This is a genomic window from Kineococcus esterisolvens, assembly GCF_050871405.1.
Classification (GTDB): domain Bacteria; phylum Actinomycetota; class Actinomycetes; order Actinomycetales; family Kineococcaceae; genus Kineococcus.
Window position 1 is genome coordinate 50,699 of sequence record NZ_JBJLRI010000009.1, and the last position, 21,554, is coordinate 72,252.

At 74.8% G+C, this 21,554-nt stretch carries 19 protein-coding genes and 1 riboswitch; of the genes, 11 read left to right on the forward strand and 8 right to left on the reverse strand.

The annotated features are described in order from the left end of the window. Positions 1-72: 72 nt before the first annotated feature. Together ACRYR8_RS05375 and ACRYR8_RS05380 are read left to right on the forward strand one after the other, a co-directional pair. Positions 73-465, forward strand: a complete 393-nt coding sequence (locus ACRYR8_RS05375; RefSeq protein ID WP_432483051.1) for a VOC family protein — start codon at positions 73-75, stop codon at positions 463-465. A gap of 203 nt (positions 466-668) precedes the next feature. Then, on the forward strand, positions 669-884 hold the full coding sequence (locus tag ACRYR8_RS05380; protein ID WP_432483052.1) for a hypothetical protein: 216 nt from the start codon (positions 669-671) through the stop codon (positions 882-884). 14 nt (positions 885-898) lie between these two features. On the opposite strand, the gene ACRYR8_RS05385 is transcribed toward ACRYR8_RS05380, so the two are convergent. Both ACRYR8_RS05385 and ACRYR8_RS05390 read right to left on the reverse strand, forming a co-directional pair. Continuing rightward, positions 899-1,471: a DUF1802 family protein gene (locus ACRYR8_RS05385; RefSeq protein ID WP_432483053.1), complete on the reverse strand. Its 573-nt coding sequence runs from the start codon at positions 1,469-1,471 to the stop codon at positions 899-901. A gap of 10 nt (positions 1,472-1,481) precedes the next feature. Beyond that, complete coding sequence (locus tag ACRYR8_RS05390) at positions 1,482-2,873, reverse strand: decaprenylphosphoryl-beta-D-ribose oxidase (protein ID WP_432483083.1); 1,392 nt, start codon at positions 2,871-2,873, stop codon at positions 1,482-1,484. A 161-nt stretch (positions 2,874-3,034) separates the two neighbouring features. On the opposite strand from ACRYR8_RS05390, the gene ACRYR8_RS05395 reads away from it, so the two are divergent. From ACRYR8_RS05395 to ACRYR8_RS05405, 3 genes are all read left to right on the forward strand, one after another. Next, complete coding sequence (locus ACRYR8_RS05395; protein WP_432483054.1) at positions 3,035-4,558, forward strand: GGDEF domain-containing protein; 1,524 nt, start codon at positions 3,035-3,037, stop codon at positions 4,556-4,558. A 43-nt stretch (positions 4,559-4,601) separates the two neighbouring features. Further along, entirely contained in the window at positions 4,602-5,288 is a 687-nt protein-coding gene (gene deoC / locus ACRYR8_RS05400) for a deoxyribose-phosphate aldolase (RefSeq protein WP_432483055.1), read from the forward strand. A gap of 142 nt (positions 5,289-5,430) precedes the next feature. Continuing rightward, a complete protein-coding gene (locus ACRYR8_RS05405) occupies positions 5,431-6,171 on the forward strand; it encodes an HAD-IIA family hydrolase (RefSeq protein WP_432483084.1) in 741 nt (246 codons plus the stop codon). Between the two features lie 13 nt (positions 6,172-6,184). On the opposite strand, the gene ACRYR8_RS05410 is transcribed toward ACRYR8_RS05405, so the two are convergent. Continuing rightward, the gene (locus tag ACRYR8_RS05410; protein WP_432483056.1) at positions 6,185-6,502 is read right to left on the reverse strand and encodes a tetratricopeptide repeat protein; all 318 of its coding nucleotides are present in this window, start codon (positions 6,500-6,502) and stop codon (positions 6,185-6,187) included. Between the two features lie 91 nt (positions 6,503-6,593). On the opposite strand from ACRYR8_RS05410, the gene ACRYR8_RS05415 reads away from it, so the two are divergent. Together ACRYR8_RS05415 and ACRYR8_RS05420 are read left to right on the forward strand one after the other, a co-directional pair. After that, on the forward strand, positions 6,594-8,456 hold the full coding sequence (locus ACRYR8_RS05415; RefSeq protein ID WP_432483057.1) for a putative bifunctional diguanylate cyclase/phosphodiesterase: 1,863 nt from the start codon (positions 6,594-6,596) through the stop codon (positions 8,454-8,456). Between the two features lie 188 nt (positions 8,457-8,644). After that, positions 8,645-10,228 carry a methyl-accepting chemotaxis protein gene (locus tag ACRYR8_RS05420; RefSeq protein WP_432483058.1) on the forward strand — a complete coding sequence of 528 codons (1,584 nt, stop codon included), beginning with the start codon at positions 8,645-8,647 and terminating at the stop codon, positions 10,226-10,228. Between the two features lie 63 nt (positions 10,229-10,291). On the opposite strand, the gene ACRYR8_RS05425 is transcribed toward ACRYR8_RS05420, so the two are convergent. Genes ACRYR8_RS05425 through ACRYR8_RS05435 form a run of 3 tightly spaced genes read right to left on the reverse strand, consistent with a single transcriptional unit; the run spans position 10,292 to position 13,006 of the window. Then, positions 10,292-10,639, reverse strand: coding sequence for a metallopeptidase family protein (locus tag ACRYR8_RS05425; RefSeq protein WP_432483085.1), 348 nt, complete (start codon positions 10,637-10,639; stop codon positions 10,292-10,294). 31 nt (positions 10,640-10,670) lie between these two features. Further along, positions 10,671-10,847 carry a CstA-like transporter-associated (seleno)protein gene (locus ACRYR8_RS05430; protein ID WP_432483059.1) on the reverse strand — a complete coding sequence of 59 codons (177 nt, stop codon included), beginning with the start codon at positions 10,845-10,847 and terminating at the stop codon, positions 10,671-10,673. Continuing rightward, the gene (locus tag ACRYR8_RS05435; protein ID WP_432483086.1) at positions 10,844-13,006 is read right to left on the reverse strand and encodes a carbon starvation CstA family protein; all 2,163 of its coding nucleotides are present in this window, start codon (positions 13,004-13,006) and stop codon (positions 10,844-10,846) included. The genes ACRYR8_RS05430 and ACRYR8_RS05435 overlap by 4 nt, the downstream gene beginning before the upstream one ends. Positions 13,007-14,353: 1,347 nt before the next feature. Between ACRYR8_RS05435 and ACRYR8_RS05440 the strand changes: the two genes are divergently transcribed. The 4 genes from ACRYR8_RS05440 (at position 14,354) to ACRYR8_RS05455 (ending at position 19,216) form a co-directional block, all read left to right on the forward strand. Continuing rightward, on the forward strand, positions 14,354-16,648 hold the full coding sequence (locus tag ACRYR8_RS05440; protein ID WP_432483060.1) for an SDR family oxidoreductase: 2,295 nt from the start codon (positions 14,354-14,356) through the stop codon (positions 16,646-16,648). Between the two features lie 97 nt (positions 16,649-16,745). Then, complete coding sequence (locus tag ACRYR8_RS05445; RefSeq protein ID WP_432483061.1) at positions 16,746-17,522, forward strand: lysophospholipid acyltransferase family protein; 777 nt, start codon at positions 16,746-16,748, stop codon at positions 17,520-17,522. Between the two features lie 177 nt (positions 17,523-17,699). Continuing rightward, positions 17,700-17,900, forward strand: a riboswitch (cyclic di-AMP (ydaO/yuaA leader). Then, entirely contained in the window at positions 17,898-18,590 is a 693-nt protein-coding gene (locus ACRYR8_RS05450) for a transglycosylase family protein (RefSeq protein WP_432483062.1), read from the forward strand. It overlaps the preceding riboswitch by 3 nt. An 83-nt stretch (positions 18,591-18,673) precedes the next feature. Next, positions 18,674-19,216: a GNAT family N-acetyltransferase gene (locus ACRYR8_RS05455; RefSeq protein WP_432483063.1), complete on the forward strand. Its 543-nt coding sequence runs from the start codon at positions 18,674-18,676 to the stop codon at positions 19,214-19,216. A 17-nt stretch (positions 19,217-19,233) separates the two neighbouring features. On the opposite strand, the gene ACRYR8_RS05460 is transcribed toward ACRYR8_RS05455, so the two are convergent. Together ACRYR8_RS05460 and ACRYR8_RS05465 are read right to left on the reverse strand one after the other, a co-directional pair. Beyond that, the gene (locus ACRYR8_RS05460; RefSeq protein ID WP_432483064.1) at positions 19,234-20,712 is read right to left on the reverse strand and encodes an NCS2 family permease; all 1,479 of its coding nucleotides are present in this window, start codon (positions 20,710-20,712) and stop codon (positions 19,234-19,236) included. A 158-nt stretch (positions 20,713-20,870) separates the two neighbouring features. Further along, positions 20,871-21,512, reverse strand: coding sequence for a TrmH family RNA methyltransferase (locus ACRYR8_RS05465; protein WP_432483065.1), 642 nt, complete (start codon positions 21,510-21,512; stop codon positions 20,871-20,873). Positions 21,513-21,554: the final 42 nt, after the last annotated feature.

The following is a 21,554-nucleotide window of genomic DNA, read 5'->3' on the forward strand; positions in this document are numbered from 1 at the left end:
CAGCCACCGCGCAGGCCGGATCGGGACAGGTCCACTCCCCGACCACCGGCCGCGAGCCGACAGGAGCCCACGATGGACATGAAGCTCGAACTCGTGCCGGTCCCGGTCAGGGACGTCGACCGCGCCAGGGCCTACTACGAGACGATCGGCTTCCACACCGACGTCGACACCCGGCCCCGCGAGGGCGTGCGGATCGTCCAGCTGACACCGCCCGGCTCGGCCTGCTCCATCCTGCTCAGCAGCGGCCTGGAGCAGCTCACCGGCACGGTCCCCGGTTCCGTGCGCGGCCTGCACCTGGTGGTCGAGGACGTCGACCGGGCCCGCGCCGAGCTGCAGCGCCGCGGTCTCGACGTCGGAGCCGTGCAGGACCTCGGCGGTGGCGTGAGGCACGCCCAGCTCACCGATCCCGACGGCGACACCCTCGTCCTGCAGCAGATGGACCGGCGCACCGGGGATGCGTTCTGAGCGGCGGGCGGCCGATCCCGACGACGGGTGCCGCCGGCCGCACCCGGCGGGAGCGGACCGGGTGGCGAGCGCGGCGGCCCCGGTGACCCCCGCGCTGGTTACGCTGGGACCCGACGTCAGCGGCGAGTGCCGGACCGGCCGGACGGGGGGCGTGCGCACCGGGGACCTCGCCGCCCGCGGGCAGCTGGAGGAGGGGTGCACCCGTGTCGGGTGAGGAGCAGGAGCGCTTCGAGGCGCTGCGCCGCACGGCGAAGGCCAAGGGCTGGACGCTGGAGGCGCCGACGGCGCGGCACCCCGGTTACCTGCTGACGAGCGGTCGCCCGGGGGCTCCCGACGCCCGCATCGCCTTCGGGGAGAACGGCCCCGTCCTGACGCTCGCCGAGGCGGAGCGCTGGCTGCGGGAGCTGCCGAAGGGCTGAGCGGCCCGGGCGCGTCAGCCGACGCGCTCGCGCACCGCCGCCTCCACCGCCGCCAGGTGCTCCTCGTCGTGCACGACCCGGCCGGTGCCCCGCGGCCACGGCACGTCCAGCTCCACCCAGCTCGTGCAGCCGCGGTGCTCGGGGCGGCGCAGCAGCCGGACGGGCTCGGGCAGCTCCACTGCCCGCACCACCAGCGCGGTCAGCTGGTGGCGGGGGCGGAAGTCCACGCGGGAGGAGCGCACCGACGCGCTCGTCCACACGTGCAGGTCCTCCAGCTCCTCCACCCCCTCCGGGCGGGCCACGGGGACGACGGCCACGACCTCCGCCCCGGCGCGCACCACCAGTTCCTCGCCGTCGTCCTCGGCCGCGTCGGCAGCGCCCAGCGGCAGCAGGTCGCGGTGCTCGGGCCGCACCGACTCGGCGTGGCTGTGCGCGACCGTGGGGAACAGCACGAACCGGGAGGCGCCCACGCTGAAGCGCTTCTCGTGGATGCCGCCCTTGCGCAGCAACAGCGCCTGCCGGCCCTGCAGCAGGGCGTGCACCACCGCTCCCCACTCCTTCAGCGCCGGGGCCGCGGCGGCGTCCACGGCAGAGCCCTCAGCCCTCGACGAGCTGCAGGCGCCGCGACTGGTCGGAGGCGAACTTGCGCTCGGGGTCGACCTCGTCGCGGACCTTCCGCCACGCGGGCAGGTCCGGGTACATCTGCGCGAAGCGGTCGGCGGTGGTGCGCGAGTCCTTCGCCAGGTACAGCCGGCCGCCGGCCTCAAGGACCATCTCGTCGAGCCGGTCGCACAGGGCGTCCAGGCCGGGCTTGACGGGCAGGTCCACCGCCAGCGTCCAGCCCTTGCGCGGGAACGACAACGGCGCGTCGTTGCCCTCGCCGAAGCGCTTGAGGACGTTCAGGGCGGAGATGTGCCCGGACTCGACGATGGCCTCCATGCTGGCCTTCAGCAGGTCGGTCCGGTCCATCGGCACGACGAACTGGTACTGCAGGAAACCCCGCGGGCCGTACGCCCGGTTCCAGTCCGCGAACAGGTCGAGCAGGTGGTAGAACTGCGTGATGTTCTGCACCACGCCCTGCTGGGTGTGGGCCTTGCGGTAGTAGAACTCGTTGAGCGCCTTGGCCGTCAGCCGGTTGAGCATCCCCGGCGGGAAGACGTCCGGGAAGGTCGCCAGCTGCGGGGCGTCGAACTTCAGCGGGTCCTTGCGCAGGTTCGCGGGCAGGTCGTCCAGCTTCGCGGAGGAACCCCGCAGCAGGAAGCCGCGGCCCATGTGCGCGCCCTTGGTCACCGAGTCGAACCACGTCTTGGAGTACGTGTACTTCTCGTCGTTCTTCGTCAGCCGCTCGAGCATCTCGTCGAAGTCGGGGGCCTGCTCGACGTCGGCGATGAAGTAGGACGTCTCCACCCGGTCCAGGCGGATCTTCGCGCGCAGCACCACGCCGGTCAGGCCCATGCCGCCGGTGGTGGCCAGGAACAGCTCGCGGTCCGGGCCGTCGGGGGTGAGGGTGCGCACCTCGCCGTCGGCGGTGAGCAGGTCCAGCGAGAGCACGTGGCGGGTGAAGGTGCCCTGGGTGTGGTGGTTGCCGCCGTGGATGTCGGCGCCGATGGCGCCGCCGACGGTCACCTGCCGGGTGCCCGGCAGCACCGGCACCCACAGCCCGTGCGGCACGACCGCGCGCAGCAGCTTGTCCAGCGAGCAGCCGGCGTCCACGTCGGCCACGGCGGCGTCCACGTCGATGTCGTGGATGCGGTCCAGCGCCGTCATGTCGATCACCAGGCCGCCGGCGTTCTGCGCCGGGTCGCCGTAGCTGCGGCCCAGGCCGCGGGCGATGACGCCGCGCGGGCCGGCGGTGCGCACGGCCTCGGCGATCACGTCGAGGTCCTGCGTGCGCAGGACGGTCGCGGTGGTCGGTGCCGTGCGACCCCAGCCGGTCAGCCGGGCCGTCGTGCGCACCGGTCCCGTCGAGGGCGCGCTCGGGCGGTCCAGCACGGGCTTCAGGCCAGGGATGCTCACCACGGGCACGAGCCTAACCCGCGCACCCGGCGCTCCCCCGCGCCCCGGCCGGGCGGCAGCGGGTGGGCCACCCGTGTGACGCGCCGGCCCCCGGGCTCCAGGACGGTGGTGCCACCGCCGAACCGAAGGGGGTGATGCAGGACGGGACGGTGGGCCCGGCGCGGCCGCGGGCGGCGTCGGGGGCGGCGGCCGTCGCCGCGGCCGCCGCGGTGGCGACCCTGCCGCTGTGCGCGGTGGCCACCGCCGCGACGGGTGGCGGCACCCGCGCCGGCACCCTGCTCTACCTGGTGCCCGTGCTGGCGGCCGTCGCCCTCACGGCCGCGGCCGTGCGCAGGGTCCCCGAGGCGCGGCGCCGCCCGTGGCAGTGGCTGCTGCTGGCCCAGGGGATGTACCTGCTGGGGGAGGTCCTCTTCGCCGCGCTCGACCTGGCGGGCAACGAGACCTGGCCCACCGCCGCCGACGCCGTCTACCTGCTGGCGTACGTGCCGGTGACCGTCGGCCTGCTGAGCCTGAACCGCCAGCGCGGCGGCAGCGGCCACCGCGGCAGCCTGCTCGACGCGAGCATCGTGACGCTCAGCGCCGCCACCCTCTTCGGCGTCTTCGTCGTGCTGCCCATCGCCACCGACACCACGCAGACCGCCCTGGTGCGCGTGCTGAGCACCGCCTACCCGGTGGCCGACGTGGTCTGGGTGTTCCTGCTCGCCCGCATGGTCACCGGACCCGGCGCGCGGACCAGGGCGTTCTGGCTGCTGGCCGGCGGCACGGCCGCCACCCTCGCCGCCGACGTCGGCCACAACGTCCTGCAGCTCGTCGACGGCGGCGACGACACCCCGCTGTGGATGAACCTGCTGTGGCAGTCCTTCTACGTGCTGTACGCGCTGGCCGCGACCAGCGAGTCCGCCTCCCGGCTGACGGAGCAGAAACCCGTCGAGGACCGCGGGCTCACCGTGCCGCGCCTGGTGCTGCTGGCGGTGGCCGCCGTGCTGCCCTCGCTGGTCCTCGTGGTCCTGACCCTCACCGGGCGCACCACCCCCACCGCCTGGCTGGCCGTGGGTTCGGTGCTGCTCATCGCCCTGGTCGTCGCCCGCATCTGGGACCTGCTGCAGCAGGTGCGCAGCCAGGCCGTGCAACTGGCCGCCCTGGCCCGCACGGACCCGCTGACCGGCGCCGCCAACCGCCGCACCTGGGACCACGAGCTCTCCCGCGCCTGCGCGACGGCCGCCCGCACCGGCGAGGAGCTGCACGTGGCGCTGCTGGACCTGGACCGCTTCAAGGCCTTCAACGACACCCGCGGGCACCAGGCCGGCGACGAGCTGCTGAAGTCCGCCACCGCGGCCTGGGGCGAGGCCCTGGCCGGGGAGGGGTTCCTGGCCCGCTGGGGCGGGGAGGAGTTCGCGGTCCTGCTGCTCTCGCGCGAGCGGGACGGGACCCTGCGGCGCGTCGACGCCTTGCGCTCCGTGGTCCCCCACGGGCAGACCTGCTCCATCGGCGTGGCCCGCTGGGACGGCACCGAGGAGCCCGCCGCCGTGCTGCGCCGTGCCGACGAGGCCCTGTACGCCGCCAAGACCGGCGGGCGGGACCGCCTCGTCACCGCGCCCGAGCTGCGGGGGGCCCGCACCGGGAGCCGGGGCGACGGGCGCGGCACGACCACCGGCTGACGCGCCGGGCGGGCCGGGCGGGGCCGGTGGCAGACTCGCCACCGTGACCACCGCCACGCCCCCCGGCCGCACCCGCCGCGACGTCGCCCGCCTCGTCGACCACACCCTGCTCAAGCCCGAGGCGACCGCGGCCGACGTCCTCGCGCTGTGCGCGGACGCCCGCGAGCTGGGGGTCCTGGCGATCTGCGTGTCCCCGCCGATGCTCACCGTCGCCCGCGGCGAGGCCGTCGAGGGCCTCGTCGTGGCGACCGTGTGCGGGTTCCCGTCCGGCAAGCACACCAGCGCGGTGAAGGCGTTCGAGGCCGCAGCGGCCGTGCGCGACGGAGCCCACGAGGTCGACGTGGTGATCGACGTGGGTGCGGCGCTGGCCGGTGAGTTCGAGGCCGTGCGCGCCGACATCGCCGCCGTGCGGGCGGCCGTGCCCGCCCCCGGCGTGCTGAAGGTCATCGTGGAGTCCGCGGCCCTGCCCGACGACGCGCTCGTGGAGGTGTGCCGCGCCGCGGAGGCCGCCGGCGCCGACTTCGTCAAGACGTCCACCGGGTTCCACTCCACCGGCGGCGCGAGCGTGCACGCCGTGCAGGTCATGGCGGCCACCGTCGGCGGGCGCCTCGGCATCAAGGCCAGCGGCGGCATCCGCGACACCGCGAGCGCGCTGGCGCTGCTCGACGCGGGCGCGACCCGGCTGGGGCTGTCCGGGACGGCCACCGTGCTGGCGGGCCTGGACCACTGAGCTGGACCACTGAGCTGGAGCACCGGCGGTGCCGGAGCGGAGGAGGAGCGGCGTGAGCGAGGACGCGGTCACCGAGGGGGGCGCACCGGACGTGCAGCCCGGCGCGGGCACCGACAGCGGCATCGAGTGCTGGCTGACCGACATGGACGGCGTGCTCGTCCACGAGGAGCGCGCCCTGCCCGGTGCGGCGGAGTTCCTGCAGCGCCTGGCCGACACCGGCCGGCGGTTCCTGGTGCTGACGAACAACTCCATCTTCACCCCGCGCGACCTGGCGGCCCGCCTGGCGCGCAGCGGCATCAGCGTGCCGGAGGAGTCCATCTGGACCTCCGCGCTGGCGACCGCGGACTTCCTGGCCCGGCAGATGCCGCGCGGCTCGGCGTACGTCATCGGCGAGTCCGGCCTGACCACCGCGCTGCACGAGGCGGGGTTCATCCTCACCGACACGTCCCCGGACTACGTGGTGCTCGGCGAGACCCGCACCTACTCCTTCGAGGCGATCACGCGGGCGATCCGGCTCATCGAGGGCGGGGCGCGGTTCATCGCCACCAACCCCGACGCCACCGGCCCCTCCGCGGAGGGGCCGCTGCCGGCGACCGGCTCGGTGGCCGCGCTCATCACGCGGGCCACCGGCGCCGAGCCGTACTTCGTCGGCAAGCCGAACCCGATGATGTTCCGCTCCGCCATGAACCGGATCTCCGCGCACTCGGAGACCACGGCGATGGTCGGCGACCGCATGGACACCGACGTCGTCGCCGGCATCGAGGCGGGTCTGCGCACCTTCCTGGTGCTGACGGGTTCCACGCGCGCGGAGCAGGTGGAGCGGTACCCGTTCCGCCCGGACCGCGTCGTGGACTCCGTGCGCGACCTGGTGCCGCTGGTCTGAGCGCCCGGGGGCGTCAGCCGTCGGCGCCCAGGACGTGCGCCATGACGCGGTGTCCCCGCGCCTCGGCGGTGCGGCTCTGCCGCTCCAGGCTGCGGGCCAGCAGCAGGTGGGCGTACCCGTCGGAGGGTGCGCGGCGCACCAGTTCGCGGGCCTGCTCCTCCGCCTTGCCGAGCATCGCAGCGCCGAAGTAGGAACGTGCCAGGAGCTCACGCAGGGCACGGTCGTCGGGGTTGCGCTCCAGCAGCGGTTCCAGAGCGGTGGCGGCGTCGCTGAAGCGGCGCTCGCCGAAATCCGTGCGGGCCATCTCGAAGCTCAGGAGGTCGACGATCACTCGTTCCTCAACCCCTCGCGCCGCCGCTCGATTCCGCCGTCCGGGGCACCCCCGCTCAACCCCGCCGGCCCGGCGGCCGACGCGGGGAGGTGTGAGGTGGACCGTGCGGCGGGCACTGCGGGCGGCGGCGGCGCTGCTGCCGGAGGGGCGCCGCCTGCCGGCCGGGGTGTGGGGACCGCGGCACCGCGCCATCCTGGCCCTGGCCGCGGCGCAGGCCCTGGCCATGTTCCCCCTGGGCCTGGCGCTGGACCACCGGCCCGGGCACGTGCTGCCCCTCGTGGCGCTGGCGGTGCTGCCGCTCGCGGCCGCGCTGCCGCGGCGGTGGAGCCGCGCGGTCAGGTCCGCGGCGGCCACCGCCAGCCTGTTCGCCACGTCGGCGGTGCTCGTGGACCTCACCGGCGGCCTCATCGAGGCGCACTTCCACTTCTTCGTCATGGTCGGCGTCGTCGCCCTCTACCAGGACTGGGTGCCCTTCGGCGTGGGCCTGGGCATCGTCGTGCTGCACCACGGGGTGCTCGGCACGTTCTTCCCGCACAGCGTGTACGCCCACCACGACGCGGTGGCCCACCCGTGGCGGTGGACGCTGCTGCACGCCGGTTTCGTCCTCGCCGCCAGCTGCGCGCACCTGGCGTCCTGGCGGCTCAACGAGCAGCAGGGCCTGCACGACGCGCTGACGGGCCTGGCCAACCGCACCCAGCTCGGTGAGGTCCTCGACCGGGCGCTGGCCGACGGCGGGCCGACGGCGGTGGTGCTGCTGGACCTGGACGGGTTCAAGAGCGTCAACGACGCGCGCGGCAGCGCCGCCGGCGACGAGGTCCTGCGGGCCGTCGCCCGGCGGCTCCGCTGCGACGCCCGCGCCGGCGACCGCGTGGGGCGCCTGGACGGCGACTCCTTCGCCGTGGTCCTGGCCGGCACGGACGGCGCGAACGCCACCCGTGCCGCCGAGCGTTTCCTCACCGTCGTGCGCGAGCCGCTGTCGATCGGCGGTCAGGAGCTGACCGTGCAGGCCAGCGCGGGGGTCGCGGACCGCACCACCATCGGCGCGCAGCAGTGCCCCGAGGGCGGCACCGCGCAGCTGCTGCGCAACGCCGACCTGGCGCTGCAGCGGGCCAAGGAGCGCGGTGGCGACCGCGCCGTCACCTACGCGGCGACGATGGGGCGGGCGGCCGCCGAGCGCGCGCACCTGCTGGAGGACCTGAACGGCGTGGTGGAGCGCGGTGAGCTGCAGGTGCACTACCAGGCCACGGTGGAGCTGGCCGGTGGGGCGACGGAGGGTTTCGAGGCGCTGCTGCGCTGGCACCACCCCGTGCGGGGCACGGTGCCGCCGCTGGAGTTCGTGCCGCTGGCCGAGAGCAGCGGCCACATCGTCGCCATCGGCGCGTGGGTGCTGCGCACGGCCGTGCACCAGGTGGCGCGGTGGTCGCGCAGCCACGGGCGCCCGCTCACCGTCGGCGTGAACCTGTCCGCGCTCCAGCTCGCCGACGACGAGGTCGTCGACGTGGTCGCCGGCGCGCTGCGCGATTCGGGCCTGCCGGCGCGCCAGCTCACCCTGGAGATCACCGAGAGCCTGCTGGTGGACGACTTCGCCGGCACCGCCGCGCGGCTGGAGCGGCTGCGCGAGCTGGGCGTGCGCATCGCCATCGACGACTTCGGCACCGGCTACTCCAGCCTGTCGTACCTGCGCCGGCTGCCGGTGGACATCGTCAAGATCGACCGGTCCTTCGTCGGCGACCTCACCGGCGGCGGGTCGGCGACCACGCTGGTGGCGACCATCGTGGAGCTGGCCCGCAGCCTCGGCCTGGACGTCATCGCCGAGGGCGTCGAGACCGAGCAGCAGGCGGGGACGCTGCGCGCGCTGAACTGCGGACTGGCCCAGGGGTACCTGTACGCCCGGCCGGTGAGCGCCGAGCAGGTGGAGCTCGCCGTCGCCGCGCCCAGCACCGCGGGGGGCTGACCGCGCTCCGGCGCGACGAGCCGCGCCCCGGGTCGGGTGCAGGGGCGGCGCGGAGGTCGCCCCGGGGCTCAAGCGGGGGCGGCGACGTGTCGATGGACCCCCGGGACAGCGAAGCGGTTGAACCGGCAGCCACCCGCTGCGGGCGGGTGCCCGTGGGGCGTGGCCCGACGTGGAACGGGACATTGATCATGAGGTACCTGCGTGACCTGAGGGTCGCCGCCAAGTTGTTCGCCGGCTTCGGCGTGGTGGCCGCGCTGCTGCTGACCGTCGGCGTCGTCGGCGTGGTGCAGCTGCGCAGCGCGCAGGACCGGCTGGAGGCGATGTACGCCGAGGGCGTGGTCTCCGTGCACGCCCTGGACATGACGCAGAACGGCTTCAACATCGCCGCCAAGGACCTCGCCGACCTGGCCCTGCAGGTCGACGCCGCCGGCCGGGCCAGGATCACCGACCGGATGGCCGGCAACGACGACGTCCTGGACGCCGCGTGGACGGAGTACCTGGGCACCGAGCCGGTGCAGAGCGCCGAGCAGCTGCGCGCCTTCGAGACCCACCTGGCCGACTGGCGCGTCGCCCGCGACGACCTCGTCCCCGTGGCGGCGGCCGGCGACCTGGCCACGTTCATCGCCCAGCGCGCTGAGACCGCGACGCCGCTCAGCGAGCAGATCAACGCCGAGATGAACGCCATGCAGGAGCGGGAGGAGGTCGCGGCCGCCGCCCGCTCGGAGGAGGGCCAGCAGGCCTACGACGCGGCGCTGACCCTGATCACCACCACCACCGCCCTGGCGCTGGCCCTGGCGGTGAGCATCGCCGTCGTGATCGCCCGCAGCGTCTCGCGCCCGCTGGCGCGCGTGGTGGCGGTCGTGGAGGGCCTGGCCGAGGGGCGCCTGGACCAGCGCGTCGGCCTGGACAGCCGCGACGAGGTCGGGGTGATGGCGCAGGCGCTGGACCGCTCCACCGCACGCCTGGGCGAGGTGATGGGCCAGGTGGTGGGCAACGCCACCACCCTGGCGTCCTCCTCCGAGGAGCTCAACGCCGTGGCCACGCAGCTGTCCTCCGGTGCAGAGGAGTCCGCGCAGCAGTCGCAGGTGGTCTCGACGGCCACCGAGGAGATCTCCGTCTCCATCGCCACGGTCGCCGCCGCGGGCGAGCAGATGAGCGCCGCGATCCGCGAGATCGCCTCCTCCACCGCCGAGGCCTCGCAGGTCGCCAGCGCCGCGGTGACCTCCGCCGCCGACGCCTCGGCCACCCTGGAGCGCCTGTCCGCCTCCTCCCGCGAGATCGGCGAGGTCGTCAAGCTGATCACCTCCATCGCCGAGCAGACGAACCTGCTGGCGCTGAACGCCACCATCGAGGCCGCCCGCGCCGGGGAGATGGGCAAGGGCTTCGCCGTCGTGGCCGGCGAGGTCAAGGAGCTGGCGCAGCAGACCGCGCGCGCCACCGAGGAGATCACCGGCCGGGTCAGCGCCACCCAGGCCGACGCCTCGGCCGCCGCAGGCGCCATCGCCGGCATCAGCGAGGTCATCGCGCGCATCGACGCCCTGCAGTCGACCATCGCCGCGGCCGTGGAGGAGCAGTCCGCCACCACCTCGGAGATGGTGCGCAACGTCACCGAGGTCTCCAGCGGCAGCCAGGAGATCTCCGCCAACATCTCCGGCATCGCGGCCACCGCCACCGAGACCACCGTCGGCGCCGGGCACACCGCCACGAGCGCCCAGGAGGTCTCGCAGGCCGCCGCCGCCCTGCACCAGCTGGTCAGCGGCTTCCGCTACTGACGCCACCGCCCCCGCCCCCGCCGACCGGGTCGCGGGGGCCGTGGGCCGGTGAGCCGCCGCGCCTCACGCCCAGCCGAGCTCGTGCAGGCGTGCGTCGTCGATGCCGAAGTGGTGGGCGACCTCGTGCACGACGGTGACGCGCACCTCCGCGACCACCTGCTCACGGTCGCCGCAGACGGCGAGGGTGGGCCGGCGGAACACGGTGATGCGGTCCGGCAGGGCACCGGCCGCCCACCAGGTGCCGCGCTCGGTCAGCGGGGTGCCCTCGTACAGCCCGAGCAGGTCGGGCGGCAGCCCCTCGGGCGGGTCGTCCTCCACGAGCACCACGACGTTGCTCATGGCGCGGGCCAGCTCCTCGGGGATCTCGTCGAGGGCGTCGGCGACGGCGTCCTCGAACTCCTCGCGACCCATGTCCACCACGGGGGCAGTCTCCCAGGACCGCTCAGCAGCAGCGGGAGGAGACCGCTCCGGCGCGGGCGTCGGCGCGGCGTCGCTCGAACTCGCGGCGGGTCAGCGGCGGGTGCCCGTGCTCGGCGCACCCGGCCAGGTACCGCTCCCAGCGGGCGCGGCCGTCGACCTCGCGCAGGTACCAGCGCAGCCCGCCCAGCAGTCGCCTCACCGCAGCGCCCCCTCCTCGCGCCGGGCCGCGGCCAGCTCGCGCTGCTCCTCGGCGGTGGCGAACAGGCCGGCCGGCTCGTGCAGGCGGGAGGGCACGGCCGGCACCTCCGTCGTCGGCAGCTGACCGGCGCGCAGGGCGCGGGCCACGACGACGGCGGCGTTGACGGCCACGACGACCACCAGCAGCGCGAACACCGACTGGAGGACTCCGTTGACGGTGGAGTTCGTGACGACCTGCTGCATCTGGTCGGCGTCCTGCGCCGCACCCAGCACCCGCCCGTCGTCGAGGGCTTCGCGGTAGTTCGCGGCCTGGGCGAAGTAGCCGATGGCCGGGTTGCCGGAGAAGACCTTCTGCCAGCTCGCCGTCATGGTGACCACGAGGTCCCACACGAGCGGCACGCCGGGCACCCAGGCGTAGCGGGCGCGGCCGTGCTTGACGAGCAGGGTCGTCGCCAGGGTCAGGGCGATCGCCGCCAGCAACTGGTTGGCGATGCCGAACAGCGGGAACAGCTGGTTGATGCCGCCGAGGGGGTCGGTGACCCCCGCGTACAGGAAGTACCCCCAGGCGCCGACGACGACGGCGCTGGCGATGAGGTTGCCCGGCCGCCACGACAGGTCGCCGAACCTCTTCCACAGGTTGCCGACCGTGTCCTGCAGCATGAACCGGCCCACGCGGGTGCCGGCGTCGACGGCGGTGAGGATGAACAGCGCCTCGAACATGATCGCGAAGTGGTACCAGAACGCCTGCAGGCCGCCGCCGAACGCGCTGTGGAAGATCTGCGAGATGCCCAGCGCGAGGGTCGGGGCGCCGCCGGTGCGCGAGATGATCTCCTCCTCCACGGCCTGGGAGGTGGCGGTCAGCGTCTCGGGCGGCGTGCTGATGCCGATGCCGGCGAGGAACTGCGAGGCGGACTCGGCGGTGCCACCGGTGGCGCCGGCCGGGGAGTTCATCGCGAAGTAGACGCCCTGGTCGATGACGGAGGCGGCGATGAGCGCGCTGATGGCGACGAAGCTCTCCATGAGCATGCCGCCGTAGCCGATGAGGCGGACCTGCCGCTCCTTGGCGATCATCTTCGGCGTGGTGCCGGAGGCGATCAGGGCGTGGAAGCCGGACAGCGCGCCGCAGGCGATGGTGATGAACACGAACGGGAACAGCGAGCCGGCGAACACCGGGCCGTTCCCCTCGCGGGCGAACGTCGTCACGGCGTCGTTGGCGAGGACCGGGCGGGCGATCAGCAGGCTGACGGCCAGCAGCACGATGACGCCGACCTTCATGAACGTCGACAGGTAGTCGCGCGGGGTCAGCAGCAGCCACACCGGCAGCACCGAGGCGACGAACCCGTACACGACGAGCGCCAGCACGAGCGTCTCCTTCGACAGCGTCAGGCTGTCGGAGATCCCCAGCTGCTCGACGTAGCCGCCGCCGACGATGGCGGCCAGCAGCAGCACCACGCCGATGCCGGTGGCCTCCAGCACCCGGCCGGGCCGCAGGTAGCGCAGGTACACGCCCATGAACAGGGCGATGGGGATCGTCAGGGCGATGGAGAACACGCCCCACGGCGACTCCGCCAGGGCGTTGACGACGATGAGCGCCAGCACCGCCAGGATGATGATCATGATGGCGAACACCGCCACGAGCGCGGCTGCACCACCGACCGGGCCGATCTCCTCGCGCACCATCTGCCCCAGGCTCTTGCCGTCGCGGCGCATCGAGAAGAACAGCACCGTCAGGTCCTGCACGGCACCGGCGAAGATCACCCCGACGACGATCCAGATCGTCCCGGGCAGGTAGCCCATCTGCGCCGCGAGCACCGGCCCGACGAGGGGACCGGCGCCGGCGATGGCGGCGAAGTGGTGCCCGAACAGGACGCGCCGGTCGGTGACCTCGTAGTCGACGCCGTTGTGCAGGCGCTCGGCGGGAGTGGCGCGCGAGTCGTCGGCGCGCAGCACCCGGTAGGTGATGAAGCGGGCGTAGAACCGGTAGGCGATGGCGTAGGAGGCCAGCGCGGCGAACAGGATCCACAGGGCGTTGACGGACTCCCCGCGCGCCAGCGCGAGCACCGTCCAGGCGACGGCGCCGACGAGCGCCACGAGGGTCCAGACGACGACCGAGCGGACGGTGGGCCGGCGGCGGGTGCCGCTGCCGTTCGGGGTGGGCACAGCGGTGGGCACGACCGCCTCCTCGCGGGACGTCCGGGTGGTTGCCGCCCGATCATCACCGCGAGCGCAGGCCCTGTCACCTCGGCGCGCCCACCGTTCCCCGCCCCTCCCCCTCGATGGTCGAGGAGGAGGGGCGGGGGGTCGGGCGCGCAGGCTGGACAGGAACCCGTCGATCCTCACGCGCAGCTCCTCGGCCAGGCGCGACAGGCCCGTGACGTCCTGGGCGCCGCTCCAGTCGCCGCCGCCGTCCACGGCCGCGCGCACGCCGTCCCCGAGGCCGTTCACCTCGGCGACGGTGGAGCTGATGCCGCTGATCGCCCGCACGGCGCCCTGCGCCTGCGCCCGGATGCCGGTGACCCGCTGGATCTCCTCCGAGGCCAGCGTCAGCGCCTGCACGGTGCCGGAGGCCTGCTCGGCCTCCACGCTGGCGGCCGACGCGGCCGGGGCGAGGCCCTGCGCCGAGGCGCTGAGTCCCGTCGAGGCGGTCGCCACCTGCTCCGCCACGCCGAGGACGTCGGCCTCGAAGGTGTCGGCCAGCCGCCGCCGGCTCCCCCGCGTCGCCGCGGCACCGTCCGCGGCCTCCTCCGTGCGCCCTCGCGCCTCGTCGATGCGCGCGGCGACCTGGCGGAAGCCGCCCCGCGGACCCGCCAGCAGGTAGCGGCGGTGGTGCCGACCGCCCGCCGCGGCCGTCAGCACGGCGCCGGCCTCGCGCACGAAGGCGCCGGAGGCGTCGACGGCGCGGTCGACGCTGTGCTGAGCGGCGAGCAGCTCGGGGACGGCCTCGACGCCGGGGACGCCGGGGACGCCGGGGACGCACCGCTCGAAGTCGCCGGCCGCGATCGCGTCGCACACCTCGGCGACGCGGGCGACGAAGGCCCGGTGCAGGTCCAGCTCGGCCTGCCCGGCGGCAGCGGAGCGGCCGGAACCGGCGCGCGCCTCCTCGGCCAGCAGGTCCCGGTACAGCGGTTCGACCGCCTCCACGCCCGCACGGGCGGGGCGGCGGCGGTCGGAGCGGTGGCCGACGACGTTCCCGCCCGCGTCGAAGGGGGTGACGTGCGCCAGCACCCAGTGGTTCGCGCCGTCGCCGGCCGGGTTGTTGACGTGGGCGAACAGCTCCTGGCCGGAGCCGACGGTGTCCCGCAGCAGCTCGAAGACGGCGCGGGGCATCTCGGGGTGGCGGATGAGGTTGTGCGGCTGCCCGACGACCTCGTGCAGCGCGTAGGCGCCCACCCGGGGCTTGAGCCCCGGGTGCGGTCCTGGTGCGGGAGTGGCCGCGGTCCCCGCACCGGCACCGCGCGCCGGTCCGCGGGGTCCGTGCGGGGTCCGCGGTCGTGGCAGGATCGCCCGGTGCGATTGGCTGACCAGCTCGACGGCAAGCGCCTCCTCCTGACCGGTGTCACCGGCTTCATCGGCGAGGCGCTGCTGCAGCGCGTCCTCGTCGACGTCCCCGGCGCCTCCGTGGTCGCGCTGGTGCGGCCCAAGCCGGGTCAGAGCGGCGAGGACCGGATGCGCTCGCTGCTGCGCAAGAAGATCTTCGCCGCGGCCGGTGACCCCGACGACCTGCTGAAGACTCGGGTGAGCGTCCTGGAGGGCGACCTGGCGGCGGTGCCGGAGCTGCCCGGCGACCTGGACGTGGTGGTGCACTGCGCCGGCGACGTCTCCTTCGACCCGCTGATCCAGGACGCCTTCACCACGAACGTGGTGGGCACGCGCAACCTCGTGGAGCGCACCCTGGCCGTCAGCAGGCCCGAGGCGCCCGTCCACTACGTGCACGTGTCCACCGCCTACGTGGGCGGCCGGCGCCGCGGTGAGGTGCCCGAGCGCGCCGTGGACCACTCCGTGGACTGGCGCACCGAGCTGGACGCCGGGCTGCGGCTGGCCGCCCGCATCGAGGAGGACTCGCGGCTGGACGCGCGGCTGCGCGGCTTCCTGCGCGCCGCCGAGCGCGACCACGGCCGCGCCGGGCCGCTGACGGTGGCCGCCGACGCCGAGCGCCGCCGCGTGGAGTGGGTGACCGAGCAGCAGAAGGCCGCCGGCAAGGAGCGCGCCCGCACCCTGGGCTGGACGGACTGCTACACGTTCACCAAGGCGATGGGTGAGCGGTTCGTGGAGGAGGTCGCCGCCCCGGCGGTGCCGACCACGATCCTGCGCCCCAGCATCGTGGAGTCGGCGCTGGTCCACCCGCACCCGGGCTGGATCGAGGGCTTCAAGATGGCCGAGCCGATCATCCTGGCGTACGGCAAGGGCGAGCTGACCGAGTTCCCCGCCGCCCCCGACTCGGTGCTGGACGTCGTGCCGATCGACCACGTGGTCAACGCGATCCTCAAGGCCGCCGCGACGCCGCCGCCGCTGTCGCAGCCGGCGTATTACCACGTCTCCTCCGGGAACCGGAACCCGATCACGTTCCGCGGCCTGTACGAGCACGTCCGGGCCTACTTCGTCGAGCACCCCTTCGACTCCTCCCCCGAGGTCATGCCGACCTGGAGCTTCCCGGGGCAGAACGCCGTGGAGCGCAAGGTCCGCACCGGCGAGCTGCTGACCGGCGTGGGCAACCGCGCGCTGATGCTGGCCCCGCGCTCGGAGCGGGTGCGCCGGGCCTCGCGCAAGCTCGACGGCGCCCGCCGGCAGGTGGAGTTCGCCCGCCGCTACATGGACCTGTACAAGGCGTACACCGAGGCGGAGCTGCGCTTCGTCGACGACAACACCCTGGCCCTGCACCGCTCGCTGGACCCGGCCGACGTGGAGCTGTGGGGCTTCGACACGGCCGTGGTGGACTGGAAGGCGTACTGGCGCGACACGCACTGCCCGAGCGTGACGGGGCAGATGCGCAAGTACGAGGAGATCCGCCGGCGCCGCAAGGCCGCGGAGGCCGGCGGCGGGCCCCGCGAGCTGAAGCCGGTCGCCGAGGGCGCCGCACCGGTCCTGGCGGTCTTCGACCTGGCCGGGACGCTGCTGCCGGGCACCGTGGTGGACACCTACCTGACGCTGCGCCTGTCGCAGATGGACGCGCCGGCGCGGGTGGCGGAGTTCGCCCGCGTGGTGCGCAACCTGCCGGGGTGGATCGCCGCCGAGCGCCGCGACCGCGGCAGCTTCCTGCGCTCGCTGTTCCGCGGCTACGCCGGCGTGGACCTCGACGCGCTCGAGGCGCACGTGGACGACGTGTTCGCGCCGCGCTTCCTGCAGCAGGTGTCCTCGGACGCCCTGCGCCGCATCCAGGCGCACCGCGACGCCGGGCACCGCACCGTCCTCATGACCGGTGACGTGCGCCAGGTGACCCGCCCGCTGGCGGGGTTGTTCGACGAGGTCGTGTGCACCGGCCTGGAGGAGGAGACCGGTCCGGACGGGCACCGGCGCGCCACCGGGTTCCTGACCTCCCCGCCCGTGGTGGGCGAGGCGCGCGCGGCGTGGCTGCGCCGCTACGCCGAGGTGGTGGGGGCGGACCTGTCCGCCAGCTACGCCTACGCCGACTCCCACCCGGACCTGCCGCTGCTGCGCTCGGTGGGCAACCCCACGGCCGTCTCCCCCGACGTGTCGCTGTTCCGGGCCGCGCGCGCCGCCCGCTGGCCGGTGGCGGACTGGGCGGTCTCCTCCCCCGCCCGCCGGCTGCGGGTGCCGCAGCAGGTCCTGGCCGGCACGGACTGAGGTCACCGGGCGGCGCGGGCGGGGCGTGGGAGGATGACGTCGTGCGCCCGTCACGAACGCCGAACGCGCCCGGAGCCGTGCGCGAGGAGGTCACCGCATGATCGTCCTGATGGGTGAGGACGGCCTGGGCCGCCTGGCGCGGGCCTTCCCGACGGCCCGCCGCCGCGCGGCCGCCTCGGCCGCCTCGGGCGGCGCTCCGGGCGGGGGTGGTCCCCGCAAGGTGCACCGCAACGACTGGGTGCGCTCGCGGCCGGCGTCGGCCGTGCGCGCGGGCCTGCAGCGGGTCCTGCTGACGCCGCTGATGCGGGCGGAGCTGCGCATCGAGGTGCACGGCGTGGAGGTCCTCGACGGCATCGGCGGTCCCGCCGTGATTGTGGCGAACCACTCCTCGCACCTGGACACGCCGGTGCTGCTGGACGCGCTGGGGCCACGGCGGCGCCGGCGGGTGGCCGTCGCGGCCGCCGCGGACTACTTCTTCGACGTGTGGTGGCGCTCGGCCCCCTCCGGCCTGGTGATCGGCACGTTCCCGCTGGACCGGCGCGGCGGGCCGGGGGCGAACGCCTCCTCGAAGCTGCTGGCCGACGGCTGGAGCCTGGTGATCTTCCCGGAGGGCGGGCGCAGCTACACGGGCCAGATGCGCCCGTTCAAGAAGGGTGCGGCGTACCTGGCGCTGGAGGCGGGGGTGCCGGTGGTGCCGGTGGCGCTGCGCGGCACGTACGAGGCCATGCCGCCGCGGCAGAACTGGCCCTCCAAGGGGCGCCCGCGCATCAGCGTGACGTTCGGCGAGCCGCTGTACGGCCGGCCCGGGGAGCGCGCCGGTGACTTCACGCCGCGCGTCGAGGAGGCCGTGGCGAAGCTGCTCGCCAACAGCTGACCCGTCGGCGGGCCGAGGCCCCTCCTCGAGGGGTCGTGAGCGTGAGGTGCGTCACACGCAGACCCCCTGACCCGCGGGACGGTGGGCCGGCGGGGGACGCCCGGTCGACGCGCCGGTGTACGCGGAGCCTCCGTCTTGTTACGGTCGGCAGGTTCCCGAGTCCTTTCGGGGGCCCGTCGCGAGGACACGCCGAGTCCTGCCCGCCCCGCGCCGGAACAGTGATCAACGGGCAGGAGCGGGGGACCCATGGTTCCTCGGACGTCCGCCGCGCCCCGCGCGGTCGGGGGTCCTCGGGGTGAAGCCGCCCACGGGCGGCCGGGTCAACAACCTTCGACCCGAACCCGACAGCTCACCTCGCAGGCGTTGGAGGTCTCGATGCCCGCGTTGTCCTTCCGTCGTCCCCGCACGCCCGCCGGCCACCGCACCGAGCAGCAGCAGCGCTCGGGTGCCGTGCGCCGTGGTCTGCTCGCCGCAGCCGCCGCCGGTGCGGCCGGTGCCGCGATCCTCGCCCCCGCTCCCGGTGCCTCCGCGGCCCCGGTGTCGGAGTGGGACCGCCTCGCCCAGTGCGAGTCCAGCGGCAACTGGCACATCAACACCGGCAACGGCTACTACGGCGGGCTGCAGTTCAGCCCCAGCACGTGGACCGGCTTCGGCGGCGGGCAGTACGCCCCCCGCGCCGACCTGGCCAGCCGCGAGCAGCAGATCGTCGTCGCCGAGCGCGTCCTCGCCGGGCAGGGCTGGGGCGCCTGGCCCTCGTGCTCCCGCCGCCTGGGCCTGAGCGGTGCCGCGGACCCGGCCGGCGCGGAGCAGGCGCTGCTGAACCCCGCGCCCGCCCCGGCTCCCGCGCCCGCCCCGGCACCGGCCCCCGAGCCCGTCGCCGTCGCCGCCGCCCCGGCGCCCGCTCCGGCCGCGCGCACCTACACCGTGCAGCCCGGCGACACCCTGTACCGCATCGCGGTGAACAACGGCGTGGCCGGCGGCTACGCGAACCTGTGGAACGCCAACCGCGCGGTCATCGGCGACGACCCGGCCCGCATCGAGGTCGGCATGGTGCTGACCCTGCCCTGACGGGCCCGCACCTCCGCGGAACCCCCCGGCGCGCACCGCGCCGGGGGGTTCCGCGCGTCCGGGCGGGGCGGCAGGCTGGTGCGGTGGACACCCCGTGGGACCTGACCGTCGTGCACACCGCCGACCTGGGACCGCGGCGGTTGCGCGAGGTGCGGTTCCTGCTCGACGACGCCTTCGCCGGCGACGTCGACGACACCGACCTCGACCACGCCCTCGGCGGCCTGCACGTGCTGGCCCACCGCGACGGGCGCCTGGCCGGGCACGCCGCGCTGGTGCAGCGCCACCTCGTCGCCGGGGACCGCCCGTTGCGCGCGGGCTACGTGGAGGCGGTCGCGGTGGCTCCCGGCGAGCGCCGGCGCGGGCTCGGCGCGGCGCTGACGGGCGTCGTGGAGGACCTCGCCGGCCGGGCCCACGAGGCGACGTTCCTGGGCGCCTCCGACGAGGGCGCGCGGCTGTACCGCTCGCGCGGCTGGCGGGTGTGGAGCGGCCCGACGGGCGTGATGACCCCCGAGGGGGTGCGCGCCACGCCCGACGACGACGGCGGCGTCCACGTCCACGACCCCGCCGGCGCGCTGGACGTCACCGCCCGGCTGCTGTGCGACTGGCGCTGCGGCGACGTGTGGTGAGCGCCGGCGGGACGGGGTCAGGCGACGCCGAACGCCTCCTTGACGGGGTCGATCGCGAAGTAGAGGACGAACAGGGCGGCCGTGACCCACATCAGCGGGTGCACCTGGCGGGCCTTGCCGCGCGCGACCTTCAGCACGACGTGCGCCACGAAGCCCGCGCCGATGCCGGCGCTGATCGAGTAGGTGAACGGCATCAGCACGATCGTCAGGAACGCGGGCAGCGCGATCTCCACGTCGTCCCAGTCGATGCCCTTGACCTGCGTCATCATCAGGAACCCGACGACGACGAGGGCGGGCGTGGCGGCCTCGTAGGGCACGATCGCCACGACCGGCGCCAGGAAGGTCGTCAGCAGGAACGCCACCCCGGTGACGACGCTGGCCAGGCCGGTGCGCGCACCCTCCCCCACGCCGGTGGCCGACTCGATGTAGCTGGTGTTGCTGGAGACACCGGCGGCGCCACCGGCGGCGGCCGCGATCGAGTCCACGACGAGGATGCGCCGCGTGCCCGGCGGGTTGCCCTCGGCGTCCAGCAGGTCGCCCTCCTTGCCGATGGCGACCATCGTCCCCATCGTGTCGAAGAAGTCGGCCAGCAGGAGCGTGAAGACGAGCAGGACGACGCTGACGACACCGATGCGCTCGAACGAGCCGAGCAGGCTGAACTGCCCGAGCAGCGAGAAGTCCGGGGTGTCGACCCAGGAGCTCGGCAGCGCGGGCACGTTCAAGCCCCAGGCGCGCGGGTCGCGCACCTCGCCGTCGGCGCCGGTGCGCGACCCCAGCTGGGCGATCGCCTCGACGACGACGGCGAGCACGGTGGCGGCGACGATGCCGCCGAGGATGGCCCCGCGCACCCCGCGCGCCATGAGCACGATCATCAGCAGGAGGCCCACGACGAAGACGAGCGTGGGCCAGCCGTTGAGGAAGCCGCCGATGCCCAGCTCCAGGGGGGTGCCGCTGCCGGAGCGCACGAAACCGGCGTCGACGAGGCCGACGATGGTGATGAACAGGCCGATGCCGACGCTGATGGCGGTCTTCAGCTGCGCCGGCACGGCGTGGAAGACGGCCTCGCGGAAACCGGTCAGGACGAGGACCAGGATGATCAGGCCCTCCAGGACCACCAGGCCCATCGCGTCCGCCCACGTCATCCCCGGCAGCGCGGCGACGCCGAAGGCGACGAACGCGTTCAGGCCCAGGCCGGTGGCCAGCGCCAGCGGGTAGTTGGCGACGACACCCATGAGGATCGTCATCACGCCGGCGACGAGCGCGGTGGCCGCGGCGACCGCCGCGAGGTCCGGGGCGTCACCGCCGCCGAGGAAGGAGCCGGTGCTGTCGGGCTGGGTGCCGATGATCAGCGGGTTCAGCACCACGATGTAGGCCATCGTGAAGAAGGTGGCCAGGCCGCCGCGGACCTCGCGGGCGACGGTGGAGCCGCGTTCAGCGATCCGGAAGTACCGGTCCAGCGCTGAGCGGCGCTGGGCGGGTTCGGTGGGGGTGGCCATGAGCACCTCGGGCGTTCTCGTGCGGGAGCGGCGTGCGGCCGCGACGTCGAGGCCGGTGCGGATCCTGCCAGAGCCGGTGCCGCGACCGGGAACCGTCGCGGGGCCGGCGGCCCTCGGCGGCCGGCGGCGCCCCGCCACCGCACCCCCTCCAGCGGAGGTCAGGGGTGCTGGCCGAAGACGTGGCGCCTCACCCAGGCGTGCATCGCCACCGCGGCCGCGGCGCCGACGTTGATCGAGCGGGTCGAGCCGAACTGGGCGATCGCCAGCACGTCCGTGCAGCGCGCCACCGCCTCGTCCGTCAGCCCCGGCCCCTCCTGCCCGAACAGCAGCACGCACGCGCGCGGCAGGTCGTACGTCTCCAGCGGCACCGAGCCGTCGACGTTGTCGACGCCCACCAGGGGCAGGCCCCGCCCGGCGGCCCAGTCGGCGAGCGCCGCCACGTCGGCGTGGTGGTGCACGGACAGGTACCGGTCGGTGACCATGGCGCCGCGGCGGTTCCAGCGCTTGTGCCCCACGACGTGCGCGCCCGCCGCGTTGACCGCGTTGGCGGTGCGCACCACCGAGCCGATGTTCGCGTCGTGCTGCCAGTTCTCCACCGCGACGTGCAGGGGGTGCCGGCGCGTGTCGAGGTCGGCGACGATCGCGGCGTTGGACCAGTACCGGTAGGCGTCCACGACGTTGCGGCGGTCGCCCTCGCGCAGCAGCTCGGGGTCGTAGCGGGGGTCCTCGGGCCACGGGCCCCGCCAGGGGCCGACGCCCACGACGCGCTCCGGCGCGCCCTCCTCCTCGCTGCCCGCCACCGGGCCATCCTGTCAGCCCGTACCGCGCAGCCCCCCAGGAGG

Bases quoted from the DNA above. Each gene is read 5' to 3' on its own strand.
- ACRYR8_RS05375 (WP_432483051.1), top strand. From the start codon at position 73: ATGGACATGAAGCTCGAACTCGTGCCGGTCCCGGTCAGGGACGTCGAC.
- ACRYR8_RS05395 (WP_432483054.1), top strand. From the start codon at position 3,035: ATGCAGGACGGGACGGTGGGCCCGGCGCGGCCGCGGGCGGCGTCGGGG.
- ACRYR8_RS05405 (WP_432483084.1), top strand. From the start codon at position 5,431: ATGGACGGCGTGCTCGTCCACGAGGAGCGCGCCCTGCCCGGTGCGGCG.
- ACRYR8_RS05420 (WP_432483058.1), top strand. From the start codon at position 8,645: ATGAGGTACCTGCGTGACCTGAGGGTCGCCGCCAAGTTGTTCGCCGGC.
- ACRYR8_RS05425 (WP_432483085.1), bottom strand. From the start codon at position 10,639: ATGGGTCGCGAGGAGTTCGAGGACGCCGTCGCCGACGCCCTCGACGAG.
- ACRYR8_RS05445 (WP_432483061.1), top strand. From the start codon at position 16,746: ATGATCGTCCTGATGGGTGAGGACGGCCTGGGCCGCCTGGCGCGGGCC.
- ACRYR8_RS05450 (WP_432483062.1), top strand. From the start codon at position 17,898: ATGCCCGCGTTGTCCTTCCGTCGTCCCCGCACGCCCGCCGGCCACCGC.
- ACRYR8_RS05460 (WP_432483064.1), bottom strand. From the start codon at position 20,712: ATGGCCACCCCCACCGAACCCGCCCAGCGCCGCTCAGCGCTGGACCGG.